28 protein-coding genes and 1 riboswitch are annotated in these 25538 nt (G+C 42.9%); of the genes, 21 read left to right on the top strand and 7 right to left on the bottom strand.

All coding sequences use genetic code 11. From position 1 onward, the window contains the following. The first annotated feature begins 232 nt into the window (after positions 1-232). Together GRQ40_RS12450 and sugE are read left to right on the top strand one after the other, a co-directional pair. Positions 233-694, top strand: coding sequence for a chemotaxis protein CheW (locus tag GRQ40_RS12450; RefSeq protein WP_066145694.1), 462 nt, complete (start codon positions 233-235; stop codon positions 692-694). Between the two features lie 585 nt (positions 695-1279). Continuing rightward, positions 1280-1384, top strand: a riboswitch (guanidine-I (ykkC/yxkD leader). 163 nt (positions 1385-1547) lie between these two features. After that, on the top strand, positions 1548-1868 hold the full coding sequence (gene sugE, locus GRQ40_RS12445; protein WP_066146524.1) for a DMT family transporter: 321 nt from the start codon (positions 1548-1550) through the stop codon (positions 1866-1868). Between the two features lie 292 nt (positions 1869-2160). On the opposite strand, the gene GRQ40_RS12440 is transcribed toward sugE, so the two are convergent. Beyond that, positions 2161-2493, bottom strand: a complete 333-nt coding sequence (locus tag GRQ40_RS12440) for a hypothetical protein (RefSeq protein WP_066145691.1) — start codon at positions 2491-2493, stop codon at positions 2161-2163. Positions 2494-2787: 294 nt separating this feature from the next. Here GRQ40_RS12440 and GRQ40_RS12435 point away from each other — a divergent pair, with 294 nt between their 5' ends. The 4 genes from GRQ40_RS12435 to GRQ40_RS12420 all read left to right on the top strand — a co-directional run bounded on the left by GRQ40_RS12435 (position 2788) and on the right by GRQ40_RS12420 (position 6577). Next, the gene (locus GRQ40_RS12435) at positions 2788-2964 is read left to right on the top strand and encodes a hypothetical protein (protein WP_156450475.1); all 177 of its coding nucleotides are present in this window, start codon (positions 2788-2790) and stop codon (positions 2962-2964) included. Positions 2965-3223: 259 nt separating this feature from the next. Next, the gene (gene gndA, locus GRQ40_RS12430) at positions 3224-4633 is read left to right on the top strand and encodes an NADP-dependent phosphogluconate dehydrogenase (protein WP_066145685.1); all 1410 of its coding nucleotides are present in this window, start codon (positions 3224-3226) and stop codon (positions 4631-4633) included. Positions 4634-5323: 690 nt separating this feature from the next. Continuing rightward, on the top strand, positions 5324-5917 hold the full coding sequence (locus GRQ40_RS12425; RefSeq protein WP_159720112.1) for a zinc metalloprotease: 594 nt from the start codon (positions 5324-5326) through the stop codon (positions 5915-5917). 36 nt (positions 5918-5953) lie between these two features. Continuing rightward, the gene (locus GRQ40_RS12420; protein WP_066145679.1) at positions 5954-6577 is read left to right on the top strand and encodes a hypothetical protein; all 624 of its coding nucleotides are present in this window, start codon (positions 5954-5956) and stop codon (positions 6575-6577) included. 480 nt (positions 6578-7057) lie between these two features. On the opposite strand, the gene GRQ40_RS12415 is transcribed toward GRQ40_RS12420, so the two are convergent. Together GRQ40_RS12415 and zwf are read right to left on the bottom strand one after the other, a co-directional pair. Continuing rightward, positions 7058-7669, bottom strand: a complete 612-nt coding sequence (locus GRQ40_RS12415; protein WP_159720111.1) for a cyclase family protein — start codon at positions 7667-7669, stop codon at positions 7058-7060. A gap of 23 nt (positions 7670-7692) precedes the next feature. Then, positions 7693-9183 (bottom strand): glucose-6-phosphate dehydrogenase, encoded by a 1491-nt coding sequence (gene zwf, locus GRQ40_RS12410; protein WP_066145676.1) that lies wholly within the window; start codon positions 9181-9183, stop codon positions 7693-7695. Positions 9184-9346: 163 nt separating this feature from the next. Here zwf and rnz point away from each other — a divergent pair, with 163 nt between their 5' ends. Together rnz and GRQ40_RS12400 are read left to right on the top strand one after the other, a co-directional pair. Next, positions 9347-10273 carry a ribonuclease Z gene (rnz, locus tag GRQ40_RS12405; RefSeq protein ID WP_066145673.1) on the top strand — a complete coding sequence of 309 codons (927 nt, stop codon included), beginning with the start codon at positions 9347-9349 and terminating at the stop codon, positions 10271-10273. A gap of 23 nt (positions 10274-10296) precedes the next feature. Then, the gene (locus tag GRQ40_RS12400) at positions 10297-10845 is read left to right on the top strand and encodes a histidine phosphatase family protein (RefSeq protein ID WP_159720110.1); all 549 of its coding nucleotides are present in this window, start codon (positions 10297-10299) and stop codon (positions 10843-10845) included. A gap of 79 nt (positions 10846-10924) precedes the next feature. Here the strand turns inward: GRQ40_RS12400 and namA are convergent, their stop codons facing one another. Beyond that, entirely contained in the window at positions 10925-11974 is a 1050-nt protein-coding gene (namA, locus tag GRQ40_RS12395) for an NADPH dehydrogenase NamA (RefSeq protein WP_231734571.1), read from the bottom strand. Positions 11975-12281: 307 nt separating this feature from the next. Next, entirely contained in the window at positions 12282-13115 is an 834-nt protein-coding gene (gene proI, locus GRQ40_RS12390; protein ID WP_159720109.1) for a pyrroline-5-carboxylate reductase ProI, read from the bottom strand. 537 nt (positions 13116-13652) lie between these two features. Here proI and GRQ40_RS12385 point away from each other — a divergent pair. Continuing rightward, positions 13653-14618 carry an MBL fold metallo-hydrolase gene (locus tag GRQ40_RS12385; RefSeq protein WP_159720108.1) on the top strand — a complete coding sequence of 322 codons (966 nt, stop codon included), beginning with the start codon at positions 13653-13655 and terminating at the stop codon, positions 14616-14618. Next, positions 14615-15400: an SDR family NAD(P)-dependent oxidoreductase gene (locus GRQ40_RS12380; RefSeq protein ID WP_159720107.1), complete on the top strand. Its 786-nt coding sequence runs from the start codon at positions 14615-14617 to the stop codon at positions 15398-15400. The genes GRQ40_RS12385 and GRQ40_RS12380 overlap by 4 nt, the downstream gene beginning before the upstream one ends. Positions 15401-15504: 104 nt before the next feature. Here the strand turns inward: GRQ40_RS12380 and GRQ40_RS12375 are convergent, their stop codons facing one another. Further along, positions 15505-15705: a YqzH family protein gene (locus GRQ40_RS12375; RefSeq protein WP_255458150.1), complete on the bottom strand. Its 201-nt coding sequence runs from the start codon at positions 15703-15705 to the stop codon at positions 15505-15507. A gap of 162 nt (positions 15706-15867) precedes the next feature. Here GRQ40_RS12375 and GRQ40_RS12370 point away from each other — a divergent pair, with 162 nt between their 5' ends. From GRQ40_RS12370 to GRQ40_RS12360, 3 genes are all read left to right on the top strand, one after another. Further along, positions 15868-16203, top strand: a complete 336-nt coding sequence (locus GRQ40_RS12370; RefSeq protein ID WP_066145657.1) for an iron-sulfur cluster biosynthesis family protein — start codon at positions 15868-15870, stop codon at positions 16201-16203. Beyond that, positions 16196-16435 carry a YqkC family protein gene (locus GRQ40_RS12365; protein ID WP_044746547.1) on the top strand — a complete coding sequence of 80 codons (240 nt, stop codon included), beginning with the start codon at positions 16196-16198 and terminating at the stop codon, positions 16433-16435. The genes GRQ40_RS12370 and GRQ40_RS12365 overlap by 8 nt, the downstream gene beginning before the upstream one ends. Before the next feature lie 126 nt (positions 16436-16561). Next, positions 16562-16780, top strand: coding sequence for a YqkE family protein (locus tag GRQ40_RS12360; RefSeq protein ID WP_066146519.1), 219 nt, complete (start codon positions 16562-16564; stop codon positions 16778-16780). 376 nt (positions 16781-17156) lie between these two features. On the opposite strand, the gene GRQ40_RS12355 is transcribed toward GRQ40_RS12360, so the two are convergent. Continuing rightward, complete coding sequence (locus tag GRQ40_RS12355) at positions 17157-18077, bottom strand: aldo/keto reductase (RefSeq protein ID WP_159720105.1); 921 nt, start codon at positions 18075-18077, stop codon at positions 17157-17159. A 254-nt stretch (positions 18078-18331) separates the two neighbouring features. Here GRQ40_RS12355 and GRQ40_RS12350 point away from each other — a divergent pair, with 254 nt between their 5' ends. The 8 genes from GRQ40_RS12350 (at position 18332) to GRQ40_RS12315 (ending at position 25507) form a co-directional block, all read left to right on the top strand. After that, the gene (locus GRQ40_RS12350; protein WP_044746545.1) at positions 18332-18883 is read left to right on the top strand and encodes an NUDIX domain-containing protein; all 552 of its coding nucleotides are present in this window, start codon (positions 18332-18334) and stop codon (positions 18881-18883) included. A gap of 16 nt (positions 18884-18899) precedes the next feature. Next, the gene (locus tag GRQ40_RS12345) at positions 18900-20063 is read left to right on the top strand and encodes an endonuclease Q family protein (RefSeq protein ID WP_159720104.1); all 1164 of its coding nucleotides are present in this window, start codon (positions 18900-18902) and stop codon (positions 20061-20063) included. A 90-nt stretch (positions 20064-20153) separates the two neighbouring features. Next, the gene (gene spoIIM, locus GRQ40_RS12340) at positions 20154-20801 is read left to right on the top strand and encodes a stage II sporulation protein M (protein WP_044746543.1); all 648 of its coding nucleotides are present in this window, start codon (positions 20154-20156) and stop codon (positions 20799-20801) included. A 318-nt stretch (positions 20802-21119) separates the two neighbouring features. Next, positions 21120-21575, top strand: coding sequence for a ferric iron uptake transcriptional regulator (locus GRQ40_RS12335; RefSeq protein WP_044746542.1), 456 nt, complete (start codon positions 21120-21122; stop codon positions 21573-21575). Between the two features lie 628 nt (positions 21576-22203). Beyond that, a complete protein-coding gene (locus tag GRQ40_RS12330) occupies positions 22204-22416 on the top strand; it encodes a YqzK family protein (protein ID WP_066145649.1) in 213 nt (70 codons plus the stop codon). Positions 22417-22422: 6 nt separating this feature from the next. Further along, entirely contained in the window at positions 22423-23319 is an 897-nt protein-coding gene (xerD, locus tag GRQ40_RS12325; RefSeq protein ID WP_159720103.1) for a site-specific tyrosine recombinase XerD, read from the top strand. Positions 23320-23491: 172 nt separating this feature from the next. Next, a complete protein-coding gene (gene deoB, locus GRQ40_RS12320; protein WP_159720102.1) occupies positions 23492-24673 on the top strand; it encodes a phosphopentomutase in 1182 nt (393 codons plus the stop codon). 12 nt (positions 24674-24685) lie between these two features. Continuing rightward, complete coding sequence (locus GRQ40_RS12315; protein WP_159720101.1) at positions 24686-25507, top strand: purine-nucleoside phosphorylase; 822 nt, start codon at positions 24686-24688, stop codon at positions 25505-25507. Positions 25508-25538 lie beyond the last annotated feature (31 nt).

Raw genomic sequence — 25538 nt, 5'->3', positions numbered from 1 at the left:
ATTGAACGAATGCAGTTAAATTTGGATAAGAGTTGCGGCTAGAGGAAAGCACACAGATGAAGAATACAAGCGAGCGAGCATTTCTGCTATCCATTTTCAGCTTATATTTATTTTGCGAACAGCAGTTAGAGCATATGAGAATAAACAACAAAGACTTAGATAGAAAATTTTGATATTCAGCAGAGGCTGGAGTATGATGAATATATAGTGTTTGTTGGGGAGAGAATGGAAGATGAATAAAGTAGTTGTATTTCAGCTCGGGAACGAGCAATATGCGATTCCGATCGAGCAAGTCGTTTCCATCGAAAAGATGGCGGCACCAACCGTGATTCCGCAAATGCCTGATTATATGCTTGGGGTTGTGCGCATTCGCGGTGAATTAGTGCCGGTGCTTGATATGGTGAAAATTTTATATCGTCATTCATACATCCAAACGGAGAAAACAAGATTGATTGTTGTCCAGACGGAAGATTTGGTCGTGGCGTTTATTGCCGACGATGCGAAAGAAATCCTTGATATTCCTAGCGAAGCAATGAAGAAGTTAAATATGCTCGCCTACCGGCAAACACCTTATTTTCTTGGAGTGGCCAATTTGCCGGAGCGATTGATCACTCTTATTGATGCCAACCGCCTGTTTGAGAGTCTAGAAGGAATGCAGGTGATTAAGGAGCGCATAAAAGAGAATCAATCATGAAAATAGCGCGACTGGATTGATGTGCTTATTGAATTATCAGCGGCAATGCATTTCGAGAAATTTCAACTTGTTTTTTGTCATATAGACGTCCATGATAAACGATTTTGTCACTATTGGAAAGGTGAAAATGGTGCTTTGGCGTGACAAAGGCAAGTCACCGAACTTGCTTCTGATCGTCAAAAAAATGGAATGCTGCTTTCAATAAGCTCAGTCTTCTAACTGCATCTATAATAGTGAAGAGCACGCATTCAGATGGCTGGCCAATGTAAGTGACACGCTTTTGGTTGGACAAATTTCTCGCTGTGTGCTAGAATCACGTACAATGTTTTTAACCTTACTCCAAAAGCAGTTTCCCACTTCTAAACATGAAGGCGTGCCAGCGCCAATGAAAGTGGGAGAGGGATTGCCAACAGATAGGATCCTCTATCGTTCAAACAGACCTCTTCGGAACGAAGGAAAGCCATAAAGGTTCCTTGTGTGTGGCTTACCGTTCAGCGAACATGCACAAGGCGTTTGAAGCCTCCACCTCTAAGCGAAGCGTAGGTGAAGGGAAAGTTCACGAAATATAACACGAAATATAAAATATAAAAAGTTTTCTAGGGTTCCGTGGTTGCTTAGCAGCCAGACTGTGACCGAGAGAAAACGCACAAGCCACGCTTGTGTACACGGAGGGATAAAAGCCCGGGAGGAATGTCTTGTAGAGAGATATTTCTTTCGAGGCTTTTTATTTTTTTCTTACTAAACCATATAGAGCTGCAGCTTGGCACATGGACATTTGTATTCCGAAGGCTGAAACGTAGGTTTTTACAGATTTTTAAGTTGTATTGATATAAACAGAAGGAGGATTTAGATGATGGCGTGGATATATTTAATCATTGCTGGCCTATTTGAAATTGTGTGGGCGATCGCTTTAAAATATACATTTGGGTTTACGAGGATGATTCCATCTATCATCACCATTGCTGGAATGCTTGTCAGCTTTTATTTTTTGTCGCTTGGAATCAAAATGTTGCCGATTGGCACGGCCTATGCAATATGGACTGGAATTGGAGCGGCAGGAACGGTGATAGCCGGCATCTTGTTTTTTAATGAACCAGTTACAATTTTAAGAGTGGTTTTTTTGCTGTTACTTTTGGTTGGACTTATTGGTCTGAAATTTACATCTGGACATTAAGAAGTATGGCGTTTATGTTTACTTATCATCAAACTTCGTTTTTTCTACGGAGCTTATGTTGTTTTTCGAAGGACCTTTTCGTCACGTATCCACGTGACGAAAAGGTGAATCACGAGACTCTTCTGACCGCAGAGTTTCATAGGCACCATTCGTTCTAATGTTAACCCATCCATCGAGAAGCCTCCCTTCCTTTAACGAAGTGTAGATGGGAAACGGATAGTCCCCTCTTTGAAGTAATGTGACTGTCAAGCATGTAACATCATAAAGAAATTTAAAGGATGATCCCTTCGATTTACATTGCTAAAAGGGGCATTTTTTTAATATTTCCTTTGATGAGCTTTAATTCTTTGCCGTCGATAATTAAATCGATCATTAACCCTTGGCACACATCATGAGCGTTCTTTTTATAGTTGGATTGCAAATATTGTACACGATACCATTTTCCTTGGTATTCAAAGTACATAAAACGCCCGCGAGTGAAATCAATCCAAAATTTTGTTTGTTCTCCGTTTAGCCTCTTGATGACATATCCCCATGATCTTCCTTGTTGAGACATGGCCATTTTCGGTTTGGAAGTATTGATTGCTTGATAATATAGCTTGTTGTGAAGGTCATAAAGCATCATGATTGCGAGCGCCTCCTTTTTTCCGTTTTGTTACTATTATAGACAAGCTATGAGAATATTAGACTAGTTTTTATATACGGAAACTTGCAGTAGACGATCGGAGAGATTGTTCAAAATGCAGAGTGCAACCTGTCACGATTCGAGCCGTTCGCTATATGGTGTGGATGGAGAATGGGATAAGAGAAAGAAAACATGGGTATGGGTTTTTGCCTATACATTTTTTTTCCTCCGCACATATCCTATATAGCGACATGGCAAAAAAATAATGGAAATGACATGAGGAGGAATTTTATTATGATTATGGATGAAAGACAACAATGGCCATATGGATCATATCCAGGATATGGAGGAGGATATTACCCGCACTATCCGCATGGACACCATTATCCGTATTATCCACATTATCCGTACCACCATCATCATTATCCGTATTATCCTTCTTATCCGCACTATCCATATAGAGGATACTAAAAACGGTAAAGAAAAAGAGCCCAAAATTCGGGCTCTTTTCCTATTAGGCATAGATTCATCACTTGGTTCAATGATCAGGGTTCGTTCGATTCGTGACAAGGCAAGTCATCCATCTTGGATTTTTACAGCCATCGTTTGTTCCCTTTTTCCGTTATCTTTATATAAAAGCGTAAAAAATGCATTCACAAAACTTGAATGAGAAAATGGACTGTGGTATGTTCTTTCATGAACAATTAAAAATAGAAAGGAACGTTTTACGATGGCAAAGCAGCAAATTGGTGTCATTGGTCTAGCGGTAATGGGGAAAAACCTGGCCTTGAATATTGAAAGCCGCGGATATTCAGTGGCTGTGTACAACCGTTCACCGGAAAAAACGGATGAGTTTCTAAAGGAAGCCAAAGGAAAAAATGTAATTGGTACATATAGTGTTGAAGAATTTGTTCAATCTCTTGAAAAACCGCGTAAAATTTTGCTAATGGTCAAGGCGGGAGCAGCGACAGATGCCACGATTGAGCAGTTGAAGCCACACTTAGAAAAAGGAGATATTTTAATTGACGGCGGCAATACGTATTTTAAAGACACACAGCGCCGCAATCAAGAACTGTCTGAACTTGGCATTCATTTTATCGGAACAGGCGTCTCTGGAGGAGAAGAAGGAGCATTAAAAGGTCCTTCCATTATGCCAGGAGGGCAACAGGAAGCGCATGAGCTTGTACGTCCGATTTTTGAAGCGATTGCGGCTAAAGTGAATGGAGAGCCATGCACCACCTATATCGGTCCAGATGGTGCGGGACATTATGTGAAAATGGTGCATAATGGCATTGAATACGGTGACATGCAGTTGATTGCGGAAGCCTACTTTTTATTAAAGAGTGTGCTTGGCTTGAGCGCTCAAGAACTGCATGAAGTGTTTGCCGAATGGAACAAAGGTGAATTGGACAGCTATTTAATTGAGATCACGGCCGATATTTTTACGAAAATAGATGAAGAAACAGGCAAGCCACTCGTGGATGTGATTTTGGATAAAGCGGGTCAAAAAGGAACAGGAAAATGGACAAGTCAAAATGCGCTTGACTTGGGCGTTCCGCTTCCAATCATCACGGAGTCGGTATTTGCCCGCTTTATTTCAGCGATGAAAGAAGAGCGTGTGAAGGCGAGCCAGCTTCTTTCCGGTCCTTCTGTCGCTCCGTATGAAGGAGATCGAAAGCATTTTATCGAAGCGGTACGGCGTGCGCTTTATATGAGCAAAATTTGTTCATATGCTCAAGGATTCGCGCAAATGAAAGCCGCATCAGAAGAGTACAACTGGAATTTGCAATATGGCAACATTGCGATGATTTTCCGCGGCGGCTGCATTATTCGCGCACAATTTTTACAGAAAATTAAAGATGCGTACGATCGTGATCCACAATTGCCTAACTTATTGCTTGATCCGTATTTTAAAGAAATCGTCGAAAGCTATCAACAAGCGCTGCGCGAGATTGTTGCGACGGCAGCCATGCGCGGGATTCCTGTACCGGCGTTTGCGAGCGCTCTTGCTTACTATGATAGCTACCGGCTGGAGACGCTGCCTGCTAACTTGATTCAAGCACAGCGCGACTATTTCGGTGCTCATACCTATGAACGCATTGATAAAGAAGGAATTTTCCATACGGAATGGTTGAAGTAAACGAAAAACCCTTAGGGCAATTTGCCTTAGGGGATTTTTGATGGCAAATATATTTATCTTAATATTATTAATTTTTTGAATAAATAATTGACATGTTTTTTAAAAATTTTTATAATGCTCCTAAATCCGTAACGAGTCCACCTTGACTGTACTTCGTTTAATTTTATGTCTACCACTTTCCACAAGTATTGTTTGACCACTAATCAAGATTCATAGGAGAAAGCAAACACTCGACAAGGACAAGCTCATCACTTGGAGTATCTGATTCATCATAAAGTGAACGGGGAAGTCTTCCGTGATACCCACCTATTTGAAGAAGATTCATAAAAGCCAACTGCACTGTATCAATGATTTACAAGAATTGTAAAGATGGTTCGTCACAGATTTAGATGCTCACTTGAGTAAATACATTTTTAGCATAATCCACTGAGAAATCTTTCACCTCTAAGTGAAGTGTAGGTGGGAGAGGGTTCGTCCTCATCCAATTCGCAGAGATCCAGAGTGCATCGCATACCATTCCACTCACTTCAGTAAAAAATACCTAGCAGTGACTGCGAAGCGCACCGTGGTCTATTATATATAAACAAAAATGGGAGTGTATGTATGAAATGTTGTCGAAAAAAATTTTTTTGGCACCTCTGAAACGGCTACAACCGTTGATATATAAACATTTCTAGAGGGAGGTATAAAATGGCTAAGTTCATTAAAAAAATAGTAAGTGTAATCGTACTGTTTGTTACTTTTTCTATGCTGGTTCCGATACTCTCTTTTGCTGCCTATACTAATAATGATGCGTTTTTCAAAAGTGGATTGCCAAAATATGTTGTTGGTGATTGTTATGTATTCGTTTCTGATTCTGTTTCAAACTATGGTTATAGTACCTATGTATCTAATGCTAAAAGTGGATGGGGAGGAATATCAAATGCAGATGTAGACTTTTGGTCTGCTGGTAGTGCAACAGACGCTGATATTAGGGTTTATGCTGGAAACTACGGATTGGACTATGCCGGTCTTGCACAACCTTACCAAGGCGACTCTTTGGTAACAGATCCAGATGCAACAACTACCAATTGGTCATTCGTGAAAATCTACTTAAATGATTATTATATGGATTATTATAACTATACAAATGCGAATAGAAATAAAACAACAATACATGAGTTTGGACATGCGCTAGGCTTGCGTCACCAACCTAGTGGTACAATCTCAATCATGGTTCAAGGTAAATTATCTTATAGTGGTCCTCAAGAATTAGATAAATCCAATATAGCCTATAAATATTAGTAAAAGAAATTTCTGGAGGGGGGTATACGTATACTAATGAAGAAAAAACAGTTTATTTTTGGGTTTGTTCTGTTACTTGTGACAATAGCTGCGATGATAAGTTATTGGCATTTTTCAAGTGTAACTTACAATAATCAGAGTTCACAAACTAAAGTTGCCGTTTTAGATGCTGACTACGATTTGATGAATGACATTAATGAAGTAGATAGAAATGCTACTCTTATAGTAAAAGGTAAGTTTATAGGAAATCGAACTTTGAAAGAATGGGTTGATGAACCAACTAATACAGTAACTGCAACTGCTTCTAAATCTGAAATTCGAGTAGAGAAAGTTTTAAAAGGAGAATTGAAAAAGAAAGAAATTGCAGTTTATGAGCCAGCATACTTTATGAATGATACTTTTGTAAGTATTGAAGGGTATAATTTGATGCAAGAAAGACATAATTATTTATTGTTTCTAAAACCAATGATTGATGATGACACATATGTTATTGTTGGGATGTACCAAGGAAAGTATGACTTAGACTCACCTGATCCTGTAAAGCGTATTTCAAGTATTAAAGAATATAAGAACTTAAAGGATATTGAATATTTCGGTGATCATATTGAGGAATTTAACAAACTCAAAAAACAAGTAAAAGAAAAATATCAACTTAATTAAAACACGATAACGATTCAGATTATTGTTGAATAGTTTTTGAGTTCCTTACATAATTTGTAAGGGAAGAGTAGTTATCTGTTATAAGTTAAGTAAAGTGAAAATGTAGCAGCAGTTGATGGAGGAAGTGGACATGCTCTTGTGGAGAAAAAACTATTTGGAAAAGTAGAAGTATCAAGAGTAGGATTTCGTAGCAAGCTGACTAATTACGAAAATATAGAACTAAACAATTTTATGAGGAAAATGTTAATTAGTGAGTAAGTAATATCGTGTTGAAATCATTACAGAACGAAAGCAGGAAAAAAGTAAAGTTAAATGATGAAAAGTGCATTTTGAATTAATGGAGACCGATAAAAATGTACGGCTGTATTAAAAATGTTTGATATGAACCATCAAGAATTAAAAAACGTAAAATGATATAAATTATTGATTTTATTTTATGGATAGATTTTGTCCCCCTCACTGCATGATGAGGGGGGGGTTTTATTGCTCAAACAAAAGAACACGTGCTGGCGCGGCATCGGTACCGACAAGTTTTAATGGGGCAGCGACCATCCAATATTCTCCGGATGGCACGTCTTTTAAACGCAGCCCTTCAATGACGATAATGCCGTGGCCGAATAATGTTTTATGAGTTGGATGTCCCGGTTGGCTGCGTTCAATGCCAAGGGCATCAATGCCAACGCCGCGAATCTGTTTTTCTGCCAAGTATTTCGCGGCATCTTCAGCTACATAAATAAACTCGAAATGGAACGCTTCTTCTAACGAATTTTTGGTTTTGAACAAGATGAAATCATTCTGTTGGATATCAAGCTCCATTAGATCTTCTTTTGAAATTTTATCTGTTACATGTGTAAGATCAAACAATTTGCATGCTCCTACTAGCTTTTCTAGCGGAATCGTTTCAAATGTTTCCCCATTTTTAACCATATGGAGCGGCGCATCGATATGAGTTCCTGTGTGTAAATCCATGTCAATCCGTGATTCGGTTACATAATCGTTCGTTACCGTCATCAGCTTCGGCTGTTTTTCAGGCTTGTTTTTATAGACGGGCATTCCCTCAAAAATCGGGGTTGTTACATCATACATTTTCATGGCGTTTCTCCTTTCATCCGACATTACTGTCCATTATAATGAATGGACCACCAATGGAATCCGTCTTTTTGCAGCAGCTCATCGGCCGCTTTTGGTCCCATTGATCCTGCTTCATAGTTTGGAAAATCAGCCGCTTTTGTGTTTGTCCATACTTCAGCAATCGGATCAATAAAGCTCCAAGATGCCGCTACTTCATCCCAATGAGTAAAATTAGTGGCATCGCCGCGCATGCAATCATAAAGCAACTTCTCATATGCTTCAGGAGTATTAATGCCGTCGATGCAGTTGTAGCAATAATCAAGCTTAATTGGCGTCGTCTTCATACTTTCGCCGCTTTTTTTAGCATTTAAATGTAACGTAATGCCCTCATCTGGCTGGATATGAATGACAAGCAAGTTTGGATGAACATTTTCACTTGTACGATAGTATAGGTTCATGGGCACATCTTTAAATTGGACTACGATTTTCGTTGATTTTTCTTTCATTCGCTTACCTGTGCGAATATAAAACGGCACGCCCGCCCAACGGAAATTATCGATCATTAATTTGCCAGCGACAAATGTCTCTGTATTGGAATCTGGATCCACATTGTTTTCTTCACGATAGCCGATCACTTCTTTTTCCCGAATGATTCCTCGTCCATATTGCCCGCGAACGAAATACTGTCCGACTTCGTCATGTGAGATAGGGCGAAGGGCACGAAGCACCTTTACTTTTTCACTGCGAATATCATCGGTTGTTAATTTGATTGGCGGTTCCATGGCCAGCAAAGCGACCATTTGCAGCATATGGTTTTGAACCATGTCCTTCAGCGCTCCTGAATGATCGTAATAGCGGCCGCGATCTTCCACCCCTAGCGTCTCGCTAGACGTAATTTGAATATTGGCGATAAATCGGTTGTTCCAAAGCGGTTCGAAAATGGCATTAGCAAAACGGATGACTTCAATATTTTGGACCATTTCTTTGCCCAAGTAATGGTCGATACGGAAAATCTCTTTTTCTGAAAACGCCTTGCGGATTTCTTTATTTAGATGCTGGGCGCTTTTTAAATCATGGCCAAACGGTTTTTCGATCACGAGCCGTTTCCAGCCGTTTACATTTGTCAATCCTTCTGATTTCAAATGAGCTGTAATGGTGCCGAAAAACTCTGGTGCCATGGCTAAATAAAAAATGCGGTTACCTTCGATGTTGTATGTACTGTCCAAGCGTTCAAGCAGCTGCTTGAGTTCTTGATAGGAAGCGGTGTTCGTTACATCAAGGGAATGATAATAAAAATGTGAGATAAAGGCTTCATCAAGAAACTGCTGTTTCGTAGAGTGTTCAATGGCTTCGCTTACATAATGGCGAAAGGCGTCATCTGATAGTGAACGACGAGCGACACCGACAACAGCAAACTCTTCTGATAATTTTCCTTTTTGATACAGACTATAAATCGAAGGAAATAGTTTGCGCTTTGCCAAATCCCCTGTAGCGCCGAAGATAACGATCAGTGACTTTGGATTCACGTTGCTCACGATATGTACCTCGCTTTAGCTAAAATTGTCTCTTCAAATATTTAATTGTAGAGATTTCTGTTGCTGAACGCAAACATTTTCGACCCGAAAGGGAAAACAGTGTTGAATTGCTGCTTAAACCTTGATACGCTAACAACAGACACATAAAGGAGAGGTGGGCTCATTGGAATTATCATTTTTAGGAACGGGATCAGGTGTTCCATCGAAAGGCCGAAATGTGTCGGCATTAGCTTTACAGCTGCTTGAAGAAAGAGGAGCGACATGGCTGTTTGACTGTGGTGAAGCAACACAGCATCAAATTTTACATACATCTATACGCCCAAGGAGAATTGAAAAAATTTTTATTACCCATCTTCACGGCGACCATATTTTCGGATTGCCGGGCTTGCTTGGAAGCCGCTCGTTTCAAGGCGGAGACACACCGCTTACCGTTTATGGGCCAAAGGGAATTGAAGCGTTTGTAGAAACAGCGCTTTTAGTGAGCGGAACACGGCTCAAGTATGATCTTGAAGTGATGGAGTTTGTCGAAGGAACCGTATTCGAGGACCATCAGTTTGTGGTGACGGCGCAACTTCTCGATCACGGCATGCCTTCGTACGGGTTTCGAATTGTTGAAAAGGATTTGCCGGGCACGCTACTAGTAGATAAGTTGCGTGCACTTGGCATTCGACCGGGGCCGATTTATCAGCAAATTAAACAAGGGAAGATGATCACGCTAGAAAATGGCAAGGTGATTGATGGACGCGAGTTTGTTGGACCACCACAAAAAGGGAGAGTGGTGGCGATTATGGGAGATACTCGTTATTGTGAAGCGAGCATCGAACTGGCTAAAGAGGCGGATGTGCTTGTTCATGAGGCGACGTTTGGCGCAGCGGAAGCCCAGCTGGCGCACGATTACTTTCATTCAACGACGGTGCAAGCGGCAGAAGTTGCGAAGCGGGCGGAAGCAAAGCAGCTCATCTTGACGCATATTAGCTCGCGATATCAAGGCGATATGTGCGATAAGCTTTTGGAAGAAGCAAAAGCAATTTTTCCGAACACAGCGATTGCTTCCGATTTTATGTCGTTTTCCCTTGCTAAGAAGAAGTAGATGGGTAGAGAGGAGAAACATCAGTGGAAAAACGTCTTTATATTGTTCGGCATTGTAAAGCAGCGGGGCAGGAGTTTACGGCACCGCTAACGGAGGAGGGAGAGCAGCAGACAAACGAGCTTGTGCATTTTTTCGCAGACAAGCCGATTGATCGAATTGTTTCAAGTCCATATGTTCGTGCAGTTCAAACAATTGAACCGTTAGCGCGTCAACGGAATTTATCGATTGAACGCGATGAACGCTTCGGGGAGCGCGTGTTATTTGGGGATGGCCAGTTTACGGAGGACTGGCTCGAAAAATTTGAACGCACGTTTGTTGATTTTGATCTGGCATACAGCGGTGGGGAATCGAATCGTCAAGCCATGGAACGAGCCAAAGCAGCTATTGGGGAAGTTTTGCAGGCGGATGCGGCGCATACCGTCATTGTGAGCCATGGCAATCTAACTATATTGATGTTGCATCTGTTTGACAAACGTTATGGGTTTGCAGAGTGGAAGAGTTTATCGAATCCGGATGTGTTTGAAATTGCCATATCCGCTAGGAAAGGAGAAGTCACGCGGATTTGGCGTTAAAATGAAGAGTCAAGCTTCTCTGGAGATTGAAGAGGCTTGACTCTTTTTTTATGTTGAGTGAAGGAAAAAAACACAGCCTTTACCACCCGCGCGTATACGGTATTGGTGCTTCGATGGATACGCCAAGTTCATTTGCGGCTGTTCTTGGCCAATATGGATCACGCAGCAATTCACGGCCAATAAAAATGAGATCCGCTCGTTTATTGCGTAAAATTTCTTCTGCTTGACGCCCAGAGGTGATAAGGCCGACTGCACCTGTGGCGATATCGGCGCCGTTTCGGATCGCTTCGGCAAACGGCACTTGATAGCCCGGATAGCTGTCAATGGAGGCCGGAACGACTGCTCCAGAGCTAACATCGACTAAATCTACGCCATCTTCTTTCATTCGTTTCGCATACTTGATGTAATCCTCGACGGTCAACCCCTCTGGATGATAATCGCAAGCGGACACGCGGACAAAGAGAGGACCATCCCATACTTCTCTAACGGCAGCAATCACTTCACCTAAAAAACGATAGCGATTGTCGAATGTGCCACCATATTCGTCTGTTCGTTTATTGGATAGCGGCGATAAAAATTCATTAATTAAATAGCCGTGGGCCGCGTGAATTTCGATCACGTCAAAACCCGCTTGTTTCGCACGGCGCGCTCCGTCTTGAAACGCCTGAATGGTTTCTTCAATGTCGGTTTTCGTCATTTCCCTCGGCGTTTGCATTTTTTCATTAAACGGAAGTGCTGAAGGCGCAATAATTTCTCCTTCAATCATGGCTTTTCTTCCTGCATGAGCGAGCTGGATGCCAATTTTGGCCCCTTGTTCTTGAACGAGTGCTGTGAGCGATTGGAGGCCTTTCACATGGTCATCGCTCCAAATTCCTAAATCGCGCTCTGAAATTCTTCCTTGTGGCGTAACAGCTGTTGCCTCGACGATAATAAGTCCGACTTGGCCGACGGCACGTGCAGGGTAATGGATGAGGTGCCAGTTGCGCACAGTGCCGTCTTGCGTATCGCATGCATACATGCACATTGGCGACATGACAATTCGATTTTTTAGTGTCACTCCTCGAACATCATATGGTGAAAAAAGCATGGTTCTTCCCCTCCAAATCGTATCAGTTTCAGTTAGAATCATATCATCTCGATTTGGAAAAGAAAAACATTTTGCTTCAATGCTTTAAGAATGAATCGTGAAGCTAAGAAAACTTTTTGTCGCATCCAGTGCAGGCAGAAGAGGGAGAGGCTTCCGTTCGGTCCTTTTCTTTCCGCCTGTATGAATCATTACAGTGCCAATCAGCTTCTGATTGTCGAGAGTCAGGAAGCTGGCTACCAATAGCTTGAAAGTTCCCCTCCTTTCAACAAAATGGAGGAGAGGGAGCGTCAAATGCTGGAGTGATTTCATGAGCTTGAGAGCGAGATGCTCATGCAGATGAACGAGATTTTTACCGATGGAGCGAGAGAAGGGCTTTTCCGAGCTCTTGAGAGCGTTCAGCTGCGCGTTTGATGCAGGAGATGACGGCTTCTTGATAGTGATAATGCTCAAGCACGCCGATACCTGCTTCTGTTGTCCCACCTGGGCTTGTGACTTCCTTTCTGAGCATAGCCGGTTGTTTGTCTGTTGTTCTTAACATATGGGCAGCTCCGATAATCGTTTGCAAAATCAAATCTTTCGCTACTTCACGCTCCAGCCCGATCTCATCGGCTGCCTTTTCCATCGCTTCCACCAAATAATAAACGTAAGCGGGGCCACTTCCGGAAAGCCCTGTTACCGCGTGTAAATCTTCCTCATTGACAGCCGTGACAATTCCGACGGTTTCAAATAATGCTTGAGCTGTGGCTAAATGGCTGTCATTTGCGTAACGTCCGCATGAAATCGCGGTGGCAGATTGTCCGATCGCGGCTGATGTGTTAGGCATTGCCCGCACAACAGCTACGGGCTTTCCAATAAGAGATACGATGGTATCAGTGGTGACTCCAGCTAATACAGAGATGATCAACTGATGCTCACCAATAGCATGAGCGATAGAGGAGATGGCTTCCGCCGCATCCTTTGGTTTCATAGCCAAGATCACAATATCCGCTTCTTTCAATGCCGTGTCCTTATTGATTTCCGTCCGTACGTGATAGGTTTTTTGTATATAGGCAAGACGTTCTGTATTGCAGCGATTGGTGACAATGATTTGTTCCGGCTGATAAAGCGTTTTTGTCATGCCAGCAATCATAGCTTCCGCCATTGAACCGGCCCCCATAAAGGCAATCGTTGTTCTTTTTTCCATGTCAATCCCTCCTGAATTTGTTTATGATCCCAATAAAAAAGCCTTTCCCGTCCTCATAAAGGACGGAAAAGGCCTTGTTTTTCCGCGGTACCACCTTTGTTGGCACAAGCAGTGCCCACCTCATAGCCGGTATCGTCGGCTGGACGGTTAGGTTTTCCTAACAGCTCATGGGATAGGTTCAATGATGAAGAGGACAATGAAGCCTTTCAGCCTGTGGGCTTCACTCTCTTGTTGTCGTTCATCATTTACTGGTCCCATTCATCGCCTTGCATTTATGAAATTTATGCGTGAACGCAAAGTCATTTTCGATTGTTCAGCGAGCTTTCTCTGCATAAAATGGTTCCATCATCAATGCGCTTGATTTGTTTGCAATTATGCACTGAAAACAAGCTAGTTGTCAATAGGAAAAAGCAATTTTTTAGAATTTTTGTGCAAGTGATAACAAGAAAATGACAAATCGACAAAATGCGTGTAAACTTTAAACTAATATGAGCACTAAAATATTATGATAATATAATGACAAAGGGGACGTTATAAATGGCGAAAGAAACCATTTATCCAATAGTGGTGCCAACGCCGTTTGCCGTTGGCAATGTCAACATGTATCTAGTGAAAACGGATAGTTTGACGCTGATTGATGCTGGAGTTAAAACAGAGGAAGCTTGGCAGGCATTTAAGTATCAGCTGGCGGAGATTGGTTATGAACCCGCTGATATTGAGCAGGTGGTGATTACACATCATCATCCTGATCATGTCGGATTGTTAGACTATTTGCCCCATTCTGCTCTTGTTATCGGCCATCCGAAGGCAAGGCCGTGGATCAGCAAAGATCCGCAATTTTTAGCTTGGCATGAGCGTTATTTTTACCGCTTTCTCGTGGAGTGCGGACTTGAACCGGCTTCTCTCCATCGACTCCCTAGCTTTCGTCGTTCGTTGCGCTATTCGTGCGAGCGCTCGCTCGATATCGAGGTGCTCGAAGGAGAGGTTGTCGATGGGCTCCCAGGCTGGACGGTATTAGAAATGCCGGGACATGCGCAAAGCCATATCGTCTTATATTGTGAAAAGGATGGCAGAATGATAGGAGGAGATCTTTTGCTTGCAACCGTTTCCTCCAATCCGATGCTAGAACCGCCGGATGAAGGGGAGGATGAACGTCCAAAACCACTTTTGCAGTATAACGATTCATTGCGCAAACTGCTGCGATATAAAATGACTCGTGTTATGGCGGGGCATGGCCGTGATGTGACAGATGTGCCTCCGTTAGTAGAAAGACGGTTAGCTAGACAAAAAGAGCGGGCCGAGCAAGTATGGAATATGTTGCAGCAGCGTCCGATGACCGCGTTTGATGTATGCCGGGAGCTCTTTCCGGCTGTTTATGAAAAGGAATTTTTATTGACGATGTCGGAAGCGGTCGGCCAGCTTGATTATTTGGAACAGCTGGGGGCTGTTATGAAGGAGAAGGAAGGGAACTCATATGTGTATAAGGCGGTGGCGATGCGTTGAGAATTGAAGGGAAGCAGATCGTGATTACTGGCGCTTCAAGTGGAATCGGAGAGCAAATGGCGTATGAGGTTGCGAAGCGAAAAGCGATTCCGGTTTTGTTGGCGCGCAATGAGAAAAAGTTGGCTGATATGGCCGAGCATATTCAACAAACATATAGCGTTCCATGCCGCTATGAGGCGCTTGATGTAAGTGATATCACAGCGGTGGAAGCAACGTTTCACAAACTGTTGCAGGAGATGGAAATAGACGTGCTTGTCAATAATGCGGGATTTGGCGTATTTCGCCATATAGAAGACATTGATTTAACGGAAGCGGAAAAAATGTTGGAGGTCAATGTGCTCGGTATGATCGCCTGTACAAAAGCGGTATATTCTCATATGATTAACCGGCGCAGCGGACACATCATTAATATTGCTTCACAGGCAGGAAAAATGGCGACACCGAAATCCAGTGTATATGCTGCCACAAAGCATGCTGTGCTTGGATTTACAAACAGCTTGCGCATGGAGGCTGCGCAGCATGGTGTATTTGTGACGGCCGTCAATCCGGGACCGATCGCTACGAGCTTTTTTGCGATCGCAGATTCATCGGGCAGCTATGTGAAAAACATCGAAAAATGGATGCTTCGTCCAGAAGCGGTTGCTCGCCGCGTGGTTGATGTGATGATGACGCCAGCGCGGGAGGTAAATATGCCGGGCTGGATGAGTGTGGGAAGTCGCTTGTATCAGCTGGTTCCTAGTCTTGTAGAAAAAGTGGCAAAACGAGCATTTTTTCAAAAATAAGCTTCAACAAACGCGAATATGGGGACGCTCAGACAGCAAGAGGGGATATTGGCTTAGGGGAAGACAGCAGGGAAACCAAGCCATTCAGATGAGACAACGGTTTTTTACATGTTTGTAATGAACTCGTAGACAGCATCATGAACAAGCTCGTAGATGTCAGCGTTCCTATTTTTTTCTTTTTCTGCTGTGACATAGGCACACAGACGATGCCATTCGTCTTCATCAAGATTCCATGTTTCCGGATGGTAGCCATATTGGTGCAAAACATTGCGAATTAGTTTTCGCAGCCATTGTTCGTTCATCATGCGTATCTCCTTCTTACAAATGATCCGTTTCTGAGGGGGGAACAAGACCGATGTTCATTTTAAAACGGTCTGTTCTCTCTCTTCTTCCCCTTTCTGCTTTGACAGCATCGCGCTTCAGTAGGTAAAATAGAGGCAAATTGGCAAAAAGGAGCTTTTGTAGAAGTGAATATCCTATGGACTGACGAAGCGATTGCCGCCCTCGCTCCTATTGTAACGAAAACAGGGCGCCGGTTAAAGCTAAAATATGATACCGACGGCTGCGGCTGTGCCGTTAACGGCGTGCCGACGCTCTGGCTCGTCGATCGCGCTGATAAAGACGATATCGTGGTAGAGACGAATTTTGTGCCCATTTTACTCGAAAAATCTCGTCTCGTATTTTACGATGAAACGATGACGATTGATGTCGTGAAAGGCTCGGGTTGCTTTCAACTGAAGAGTCCCAATCAAATTTTAAATCCGCGTATGTCGCTTTTGGAAGTGAGTGAACAGCATGAATGATAAGCTAAAACAGATTGCCAACATTGCAAGACAAAAGACATGGGTCTCATTTTTGCATGAAAATGATCCATATAGTTTACTGCATTGGTCGGTTGCCGGCGTTTACCAGGAAAAAAAGGATGTTTGGCTGCTGCAGGATGAAATGACATTTGAAGCAACAGAGTTTGCGACGCTCGATGAAGCGATTGCTTGGCTGAATGAACATATGCCTCATATTACAGAAATTTTGTAAGCATAGGTCGTGGAAATGATGCCTTTAACATTATCGACCAAGCAGTCTCCCACCTCTAAGCCAAGCGAAGGCGGGAGTAGTTCAATTGTTGGAGGGGGAATAACAGTGGCGAAAAAAGCATCATCCATGAAGCAACAGGATGAAGCGATCACATTGCAAGATCGTCTACATGTGGATTTGTATGAACAGCTGCGAGCTAAAAAGAAATCGTTGGAGGAAGTCGAGCAGCGAAAAAAAGAGGAGGAAGAGGCGCAAAGACGAGAGGAAAAAAGGCAGCGCGAAAAGCAAAAAACATTTGAAGAACTATTAAATGAAAGCAACCTTGATTGGCGCCGTTTTAAATAAGCCGCTGAATCCATCAGCGGCTTTTGTTATGTTCACCATAGAAAATTTATGTTAACGGATTTTATATCGGCGACCATTGATGATGGCACGCATGGACTCTGAAAAGGAAGAGGCGCCTGTTTGAGGACGGTCAGAGCGTGAAGCCGGATCATGGATCAGATTGTTGATCAACCGTTCACTCTGCGTCGCGGGCCTCGCTCGCCTACTTTTGCGAACGTTTCGGAACGATTCGTCTCTTGGCTAAAACATAATGCCTTGTCTGTCCAGTAGATTCAAGAACGGTCCAGGACGAAAAAAGAAATGAATCAATCTCTTAAAGTGGTGGTGGACAAAGTCAAAACGGACGTTGTACCACCCTTCTACTTTCCATTTTATATTAGCGATGTTCTGTATAGATTGCCGTTTTTGTTTGCTCCCGAAGCCATTCGTATTCCTCTTTTGTCAATCCTGAGGCAGAAGCCGCTGCTGCGTTTTCCGCTAGCTGCTCGCTGCTGCTGGCTCCCGGAACAACGACCGCGACCGCTGGATCGTATAAGCAAAATTGGAGAGCGGTAGCTGTGAAGGAGCGGTGCAAAGCGGTTTGCTTTTTTAAGTTTGGCAGCAGTGTTTGCAGTTCTTCGTATGTATAGCTTAAATAACCATGCTGTTTGATGGAGTCGCTAGCTGCCTCCAGCGGACGTTCAGTCAATAGCCCTTTGGCTACCGGGCCGCGAATGATGACGCTAATGCGATGTTCTTTTAGAAGCGGGAAAAGCTCCTCTGGACGGCGATCCAGCAAGCTATATTGCATCATGACGCTGACGATATTCGAACGTTTCACATATTCGCGAATGACATTGGGACGAATCGAAGAAATGCCGTAATAGCGGATAACCCCTTCTTTTTTTAATTCTTCAAACGCTGCGATGGTCTCATCGATCGGATCCTCGATCGTTCCGCCGTGAAGCTGGTATAGATCAATGTAGTCTGTTTGCAGACGGCGCAGACTTTCTTTTACAGCTGTTTTAATATATGATTTTGAAGGATCCCAAAACCATCCTTCTTTTCCTTCCTCCCAACGATTTCCGACTTTTGTCGCAAGGATTACTTGATCGCGCTTGCCTTTCAGCGCTTTGCCGACAAATTGTTCATTTAACCCGCGATCGTAAAGATCAGCGGTATCCAAATAGTTAATGCCTCGCTCTAAAGCTTCATGAATAAGGCGAATGGCTTGTTTCTCATCTGTTCCGAGCGACATACAGCCAAGGCCGATTTCGCTGGCATATAAATCCGATGTTCCAATCCGCCGTTTCTTCATCGCACATGCCTCCTTGCAATCTGTATTTTCTTCATTTTATCACATAAAAGAGAAAATCTCTTTTTCTGAAACAGGCAGGGAAGGGAAGACTGTTGGCGTTGGCTTTTTCACGTAAGAAATCGTCCCCCTTTTTATCCAAAACATGAATCCAATACATTTGAACGGCTTAGATGATTGGAAAAAAAGGGGAGTGGAAAATCATTCAATATAGTATAATAAAAAAGAATATGATGAAGAGACGGGAGAGAAAAGAAATGGATCATCTAATGGAAAAAACGATTCACAAAGAAGAAATTTTCAAAGGCAAAGTCATTGATGTATATGTGGAGGATGTTGAGCTGCCAAATGGAAAGACGAGCAAGCGGGAAATCGTCAAGCATCCGGGCGCGGTGGCGATTATTCCAATTACAGATGAAGGAAAGCTAGTGCTTGTCAGACAATATAGAAAAGCGCTTGAGCGGGTGTTAGTTGAAATTCCTGCAGGAAAATTAGAAAAAAACGAAGAACCTGCGATGACTGCACGCCGTGAGCTGGAGGAAGAAACCGGCTATGCTGCCCAAGAGCTGCATCATTTGTTGTCGTTTTACACCTCGCCTGGGTTTGCTGACGAAATCATTCATTTATACGTGGCGAAAGGATTAAAAAAACTAGAATCGGCTGCACCACTTGATGATGATGAATTTGTCGATCTGTTGGAAGTGACGTTGGAGGAAGCATTGGCGATGCTACAAAAACAAGAAATTTATGATGCGAAAACAGCCTATGCCTTGCAATATTTACAACTGCAGTATGCATTACAAAAGTAAAACGGGAGTTGCAAGCATGAAAAATTATTACGTGGATTTACATATTCATATAGGACGGACAGCTTCTGGCAGACCAGTGAAAATTACAGGCGCCCGAACGCTGACCCTTGCCAATATTATAGATGAAGCGGCGCGGATTAAAGGACTGAATATGATTGGCATTATCGATAGCCATGTTCCTGAGATCCTTGATGAATTGGAACGAGCGATGACTGAAAATGACTGGCGTGAAAATGAAGAAGGCGGGGTGTCAACGAAAGATCTTACCTTGCTACTGGGAAGCGAAATTGAAATTTACGACGAACACTGCCAAGGACCGCTTCATGTTCTTGTTTTTTTGCCGACGATCGCCGCCATGCGTTTCTTTTCAGACTGGTTAAAAAAACGAGTGAAGAATGTTTCGTTGAGCTCACAGCGAATGTATGGGACAGGAAGAGAACTGCAGCAGCTGATTCAACAATTGAACGGCTTGTTTATTCCGGCTCACGTTTTTACTCCATTTAAAAGCTTGTATGGAAAAGGAGTGAAACGAAGCTTGCAAGAGGTGTTTGATCCTGAATGGATCGACGCGATCGAGCTTGGGCTGAGTGCTGATTCGAGCATGGCTGATCAGATTGCTGAATTGCATCGCTATCCCTATCTTTCGAATTCAGACGCTCATTCGTTGCGGAAGATTGCGCGGGAATATCAAGTTATTCGCATGAAGAGCTTAACGTTTGCCGAGCTTAAAAAAGCGCTCAAAGAGGAAGAAAATCGCGGAATTGTCGCTAATTACGGACTAAATCCTAAGCTGGGGAAATATCATCAAACGGCGTGTGAGCGTTGTGCGGCACTGATGAAAATCTATGACGAATACTGTCCGAGCTGTGGGCACGAGCGATATGTAAAAGGCGTATTTGATCGGCTTCAAGAATTAAAAACGGACACGATTCCACCCAAACGTCCGCCATACGTACATCAGGTGCCACTTGAATTTATTCCGGGCATTGGACACAAAACGTATAAAAAGCTGCTTGAGCGTTTCAAAACAGAAATGTACATTCTTCATGAAGCGACAGGATTACAGTTGGAAGAGGCCGTCGGTGAAAAGCTTGCCCAGCTCATTTTGCTTGCTAGAGACGGAAAGCTTTCCATGACAGCAGGAGGCGGCGGCAAATATGGAAGAATCGCTTCTCGATAGAAGCGATTCTTCTCTTTTCTCTTCAAGGTGTCATAGATTTGCTCTTTCCTCATACAATCTAGTAAGAGGCAGATAGGAGGACGGAGAGCAATGAGAAAACAGCCATTGAAGTCAGTGATTGCGATGCATTTAAAAGAGCATGCGTCGATTTATTTATTTATTATTGTCCTGTTTCTCATGGGCGTGATTTTTGGAGCGATTGTCGTCAATAGCTTGAATTTTAATCAAAAACAAGATTTATATTATTATTTAATGCAGTTTTTCGGACAAGTATCCAAAGGGCAGTTTGCGAGTGCGAGCGATATGTTTCAACAAAGCTATTTCCATAATTTACAGTATATTGGGTTTATGTGGGTGCTTGGTATTTCGATTATTGGATTGCCGCTTATTTTAATTTTGCTCTTTTTAAAAGGAATTGTTGTCGGCTTTACGGTCGGATTTCTAGTTAATCAAATGGGGTGGCAAGGGTTCCTATTATCGTTTGTTTCAGTTATGCCGCAAAACTTTGTTGTGGTTCCCGCTTTTATTATAATGGGAGCTGTCTCAGTTTCCTTCTCATTAAAAATGGTGCGGAATCAATTTATGAAGCGGATGCATGAACCGATTTTTCCCATGATTATCCGTTACACACTCATTATGTTGGCTATTAGTGCTTCCTTGATTGTGTCTGCTGGCTTGGAGGCATATATTTCTCCGGTCATTATGAAACAAGTCGTTCAACTAATCAATAACAAATAACAATAGCATGGAACGCATCACTTGATTCTTCAACCTTCGCTTCCCATGTCAGCAGTCGATGGTCAAACAAGTCACTGACTTGTCTTTGACCATCGAAAACATGAGATTTCGCTTTTTGATGAGATATATGTCCATTTTCCAACTGCATCGAATCTAGGTGCTCAAAACAGTGCCATCTTCATGACCAATGAAAATTTTCAGCTTGTAATTATTTTTATATAATAACCATTTTACTTATTTACTAATAATGATTTTTATTTTGATACTTTCCTCTCTCTTTTGTTATAATGATATTTGAATGACGAGGGAGGGATAAAGATGGAAGAACGGGTTGAACGAATAAAAAAGCTCCTGCATACCGCTGGATACAAATTGACGCCACAGCGCGAGGCGACTGTCCGCGTCCTTTTGGAGCATGAAGAAGATCATTTGAGTGCGGAAGATGTCTACCTCCTCGTTAAAGAAAAATCTCCAGAGATCGGTTTAGCAACAGTCTATCGAACACTGGAGCTGTTAACGGAGTTGAAAATCGTCGATAAAATTAACTTTGGCGATGGTGTATCGCGATATGATCTTCGTCAAGAAGGAGCCGCGCATTTCCACCATCATTTAGTATGTATCGAATGCGGAGCAGTAGCGGAGATTCAAGAGGATTTGTTAGAGGAAGTAGAAGCCATTGTCGAGCGGGACTGGAAATTTAAAATTAAAGATCATCGTCTCACCTTTCACGGGATTTGTTATCGTTGCCAAGAAAAAGATAAACAAGAAGAATAACAAACCTTTTCCAGCGGGAAAGGTTTCACGTTGTAGACAAAGTCAAAACGGACTTTGTCTACAACCATTTTTATCAGATTGGCTTGAACATGCTTGGCAAACGAGGAACACCGCCAAGTGAAGACACGAATGGAACCAAAACGTTCATGAGCGGACGAACGAGACCCGTAACGCAGGATAAAAGCGTTTGTCAGCAGTCTAAACCTTTTCCAGTGGGGAAGGTTTTGATCATCATCAAATGATATCTATCATGAATCCAACAGATTTCTCACCCTGTCTATTTTATATATAAGGAAAAACGAAAGCATTCCAATGGACGAAGAAATGGAAAAGGAACGGGCGCTGATATAGTCGGATGGCCGAACGACACGGCTCTCAGACAAATGAATTTGTCTGAAAGTGGCTGGTTGTTCGGCGTTCGGTCACGCTTCGACGTGACGGGGGCAAGCCGTCGCTTTTCCTCTGCCGCATATAGGTTTTTACACATATCGTTCATTCACAATTTATACAGTATAAGGAAAACGAGTGAATCGATTTTATCGGACACCAAGGGTATACATAGTATAAAATGAGAAAATAATGGCATATCCTCATAATAAGTAGCATGAGCGAATGAGGAGGATATGCGATGAAAACGGCATGGCAAATGATCAAAGTATTTGTTTTATTTACGAGCTGCACACTTTTGTTTTACTATAGTCTTGTATGGTTTTATCGAGAATACGAGAATTACCATCGCTATAATGAGCCACAAGGATCTGCGGTAAAGGTGTCGACAACGGAAAGCGTATCAACGGATTGGGTAGAACGGTTGATATTTTTTTATAGAGACGGGGAGTAGAGAGCCTTGGAACATGAATTGAAGGATTTTCTTCATTATTTAACAGTCGAACGGAATTTGGCCCAAAACACAATTATTTCATATGAACGTGATTTAAGAAAATATGCCCGCTATTTGACACATGCGGAACAAATTCATTCATGGAACGATGTGTCTAGGCTTCATATTTTGCAATTTTTAAAGTTTTTAAAAGAACAAGGAAGCTCTGCCAAAACGATCGCCCGCCATATTGCCTCTGTTCGATCATTTCACCAATTTCTTTTGCGGGAAAAAATGGCGGAGCAGGATCCTTCTGTTCACATCGAGACACCGCAAATGGAGCGAACGCTGCCAAAGGTGCTATCGATGGCAGAAGTTGAAGCATTACTAGAAACACCAAAGACGAATACGCCCTTTGGCATGCGCGATAAGGCGATGCTTGAGCTATTGTATGCAACAGGGATGCGTGTAAGCGAGCTTGTGAACTTGAATCTGTCGGATGTGCATTTGACTATGGGGTTTGTTCGATGCTACGGGAAAGGAAGCAAGGAACGGATCGTGCCGGTGGGGCGCATGGCTCTATCGGCGCTAAAAGCATATATCGAAGAGGCAAGACCGAAGCTGATTCAGCCAAAAAAGCGCGCGAATGACGCATTATTTTTAAATCATCACGGAGATCGTTTAACACGTCAAGGGTTTTGGAAAATTTTAAAAAAATTAGCGAAGGAAGCGAACATCGAAAAAGAATTAACTCCGCATACGCTGCGGCATTCCTTTGCTACACATTTGCTGGAAAATGGAGCAGATTTGCGGGCTGTTCAAGAGCTTCTAGGACATTCCGACATTTCAACAACGCAAATTTACACTCATGTAACGAAAACAAGATTAAAAGATGTGTATCAACAATACCACCCGCGCGCATAGCGGGTGGTTTTTTGTCCAAAATGTTCACAGCGGTTTTTATTGCGTATAAACATGAAAACGTTTTATAATATAGTTGTCAGACTTCTGACAAATAAGGGTTTTATGGTTTTTGCAATCATTAGGATATGATCTACCAAGAACGTCACGCTCGATGAAGTAGGAGGAATCAATGATGAGCCATACATACAAACGCGTTTTTTTAATTGTGCTGGATTCCGTTGGCATTGGAGAAGCGCCTGATGCTGAAAAATACAATGATAAAGGAGCCGATACGCTTGGACATATTGCTGAGCATCGTGGCGGTTTAAACATGCCGCATATGGCGCAGCTTGGCCTTAGCAACATTCGAGAAATTCGGGGAATCGCGAAAGCTGAGAAACCGATGGCGTACTATACAAAAATGCAAGAAGCATCGGCTGGAAAAGATACGATGACTGGTCATTGGGAATTAATGGGGTTGCGCATTGATACGCCCTTTCAAGTGTTTCCAAACGGCTTTCCAGAAGAATTAATTGCGGAGCTTGAAGAACGGACAGGACGGAAGGTCATTGGCAACAAACCTGCAAGCGGGACAGCCATTATTGAAGAACTGGGAAAAGAGCATATGGAAACAGGGGCAATCATCGTTTATACTTCGGCCGACTCCGTCTTACAAATTGCCGCTCATGAAGAAGTGGTCCCCCTTGATGAGCTTTATCATATTTGCAAAATTGCTCGTGAGCTGACACTGGATGAAAAATATATGGTCGGCCGTGTCATTGCGCGTCCATTTATCGGCCATCCGGGCAGCTTCCAGCGCACAGCGAATCGTCATGACTATGCCTTAAAACCATTTGGTCGCACGGTTATGAATGAATTGCAAGATGCTGGATACGATGTGATTGCCATTGGCAAAATTTCCGATATCTATGACAACGAAGGCGTGACCAAAGCGTTGCGCACGAAATCGAACATGGACGGAATGGATAAATTCATCGATACGTTCAAAATGGATTTTACAGGTTTAAGCTTTTTAAATCTTGTCGATTTTGATGCTTTATATGGACATCGCCGCGATCCGAAAGGATATGGTGATGCGCTGGAAGAGTTTGATATGCGCCTTGCTGAAGTATTGCCGCTTTTAAAAGAGGATGATTTGCTCATGATAACGGCGGATCATGGCAATGATCCTGTGCACCACGGGACAGACCATACGCGCGAATATGTGCCGCTTCTTGTGTACAGCCCTAGCATGAATGGCGGAAAGGAACTGCCGTTGCGGAGCACATTTGCTGATGTTGGGGCTACCATTGCGGATAATTTTCAAGTGAAGCTTCCAAAATACGGTCAAAGCTTTCTAGCCAGTTTGAAATAAGGAGGAACATTCATGAATCAAGCAGCGATTGAACAAGCGGAGCAATTTTTAAAGGAAAAATGGACCGAGCCGCCGCAAATCGGGCTCATTCTTGGTTCAGGACTCGGCGTATTGGCGGATGAAATTGAACAAGCCGTAAAAATTCCATACAACGCGGTTCCTGGATTCCCTGTTTCAACAGTCGAAGGGCATGCGGGGCAGTTAGTATACGGTCGGTTGGAAGGCGCTGTCGTGTTAGCCATGCAAGGGCGATTCCACTATTATGAAGGATACAGTTTTGATAAAGTAACCTTTCCCGTTCGCGTCATGAAACGATTAGGCGTTCAACAATTAATTGTCACCAATGCTGCTGGAGGTGTCAACGAATTATTCCAGCCAGGGGACTTAATGATCATTGCAGACCATATTAATAATATGGGAACCAATCCGCTCATTGGTCCGAATGATCCATCATTCGGCGTCCGGTTCCCTGATATGTCAGAGGCTTATAGCAAATCATTAAGAGAATTGGCGAAAAACGTTGCTTCACGTTTAGGTATTCGCATACAAGAAGGCGTATATGTAGCGAATACAGGCCCATCATATGAAACACCTGCAGAAATTCGCATGATTCGCGCTATGGGCGGCGATGCGGTCGGCATGTCAACCGTTCCTGAAGTGATTGTAGCCCGCCATGCCAATATGGAGGTGCTCGGCATTTCTTGCATTTCTAATATGGCTGCTGGCATTTTAGATCAGCCGCTTACGCACGATGAGGTGATCGAGACGACAGAAAAAGTGAAGGCCGACTTTTTACGTCTTGTCAAAGCGATTGTCGCCGAAATGCGTAAATAAAACGATCGTACGTATTTTTTAGGCGGTGGGA

This window comes from Anoxybacillus sp. PDR2, assembly GCF_009834045.1.
GTDB classification, from domain to species: Bacteria; Bacillota; Bacilli; order Bacillales; family Anoxybacillaceae; genus Anoxybacteroides; species Anoxybacteroides rupiense.
Note: the sequence above shows the minus strand (reverse complement) of the source record. Positions and strands in the feature narration are given on the sequence as shown.

Coding starts and splice junctions, on each gene's coding strand:
- GRQ40_RS12450 (WP_066145694.1), top strand. CDS start 233: ATGAATAAAGTAGTTGTATTTCAGCTCGGGAACGAGCAATATGCGATT.
- sugE (WP_066146524.1), top strand. CDS start 1,548: ATGGCGTGGATATATTTAATCATTGCTGGCCTATTTGAAATTGTGTGG.
- GRQ40_RS12440 (WP_066145691.1), bottom strand. CDS start 2,493: ATGATGCTTTATGACCTTCACAACAAGCTATATTATCAAGCAATCAAT.
- GRQ40_RS12435 (WP_156450475.1), top strand. CDS start 2,788: ATGATTATGGATGAAAGACAACAATGGCCATATGGATCATATCCAGGA.
- gndA (WP_066145685.1), top strand. CDS start 3,224: ATGGCAAAGCAGCAAATTGGTGTCATTGGTCTAGCGGTAATGGGGAAA.
- GRQ40_RS12425 (WP_159720112.1), top strand. CDS start 5,324: ATGGCTAAGTTCATTAAAAAAATAGTAAGTGTAATCGTACTGTTTGTT.
- GRQ40_RS12420 (WP_066145679.1), top strand. CDS start 5,954: ATGAAGAAAAAACAGTTTATTTTTGGGTTTGTTCTGTTACTTGTGACA.
- GRQ40_RS12415 (WP_159720111.1), bottom strand. CDS start 7,669: ATGAAAATGTATGATGTAACAACCCCGATTTTTGAGGGAATGCCCGTC.
- namA (WP_231734571.1), bottom strand. CDS start 11,974: ATGATTCTAACTGAAACTGATACGATTTGGAGGGGAAGAACCATGCTT.
- proI (WP_159720109.1), bottom strand. CDS start 13,115: ATGGAAAAAAGAACAACGATTGCCTTTATGGGGGCCGGTTCAATGGCG.
- GRQ40_RS12385 (WP_159720108.1), top strand. CDS start 13,653: ATGGCGAAAGAAACCATTTATCCAATAGTGGTGCCAACGCCGTTTGCC.
- GRQ40_RS12375 (WP_255458150.1), bottom strand. CDS start 15,705: ATGATGAACGAACAATGGCTGCGAAAACTAATTCGCAATGTTTTGCAC.
- GRQ40_RS12365 (WP_044746547.1), top strand. CDS start 16,196: ATGAATGATAAGCTAAAACAGATTGCCAACATTGCAAGACAAAAGACA.
- GRQ40_RS12360 (WP_066146519.1), top strand. CDS start 16,562: ATGAAGCAACAGGATGAAGCGATCACATTGCAAGATCGTCTACATGTG.
- GRQ40_RS12355 (WP_159720105.1), bottom strand. CDS start 18,077: ATGAAGAAACGGCGGATTGGAACATCGGATTTATATGCCAGCGAAATC.
- GRQ40_RS12350 (WP_044746545.1), top strand. CDS start 18,332: ATGGATCATCTAATGGAAAAAACGATTCACAAAGAAGAAATTTTCAAA.
- GRQ40_RS12345 (WP_159720104.1), top strand. CDS start 18,900: ATGAAAAATTATTACGTGGATTTACATATTCATATAGGACGGACAGCT.
- spoIIM (WP_044746543.1), top strand. CDS start 20,154: ATGAGAAAACAGCCATTGAAGTCAGTGATTGCGATGCATTTAAAAGAG.
- GRQ40_RS12335 (WP_044746542.1), top strand. CDS start 21,120: ATGGAAGAACGGGTTGAACGAATAAAAAAGCTCCTGCATACCGCTGGA.
- GRQ40_RS12330 (WP_066145649.1), top strand. CDS start 22,204: ATGAAAACGGCATGGCAAATGATCAAAGTATTTGTTTTATTTACGAGC.
- deoB (WP_159720102.1), top strand. CDS start 23,492: ATGAGCCATACATACAAACGCGTTTTTTTAATTGTGCTGGATTCCGTT.
- GRQ40_RS12315 (WP_159720101.1), top strand. CDS start 24,686: ATGAATCAAGCAGCGATTGAACAAGCGGAGCAATTTTTAAAGGAAAAA.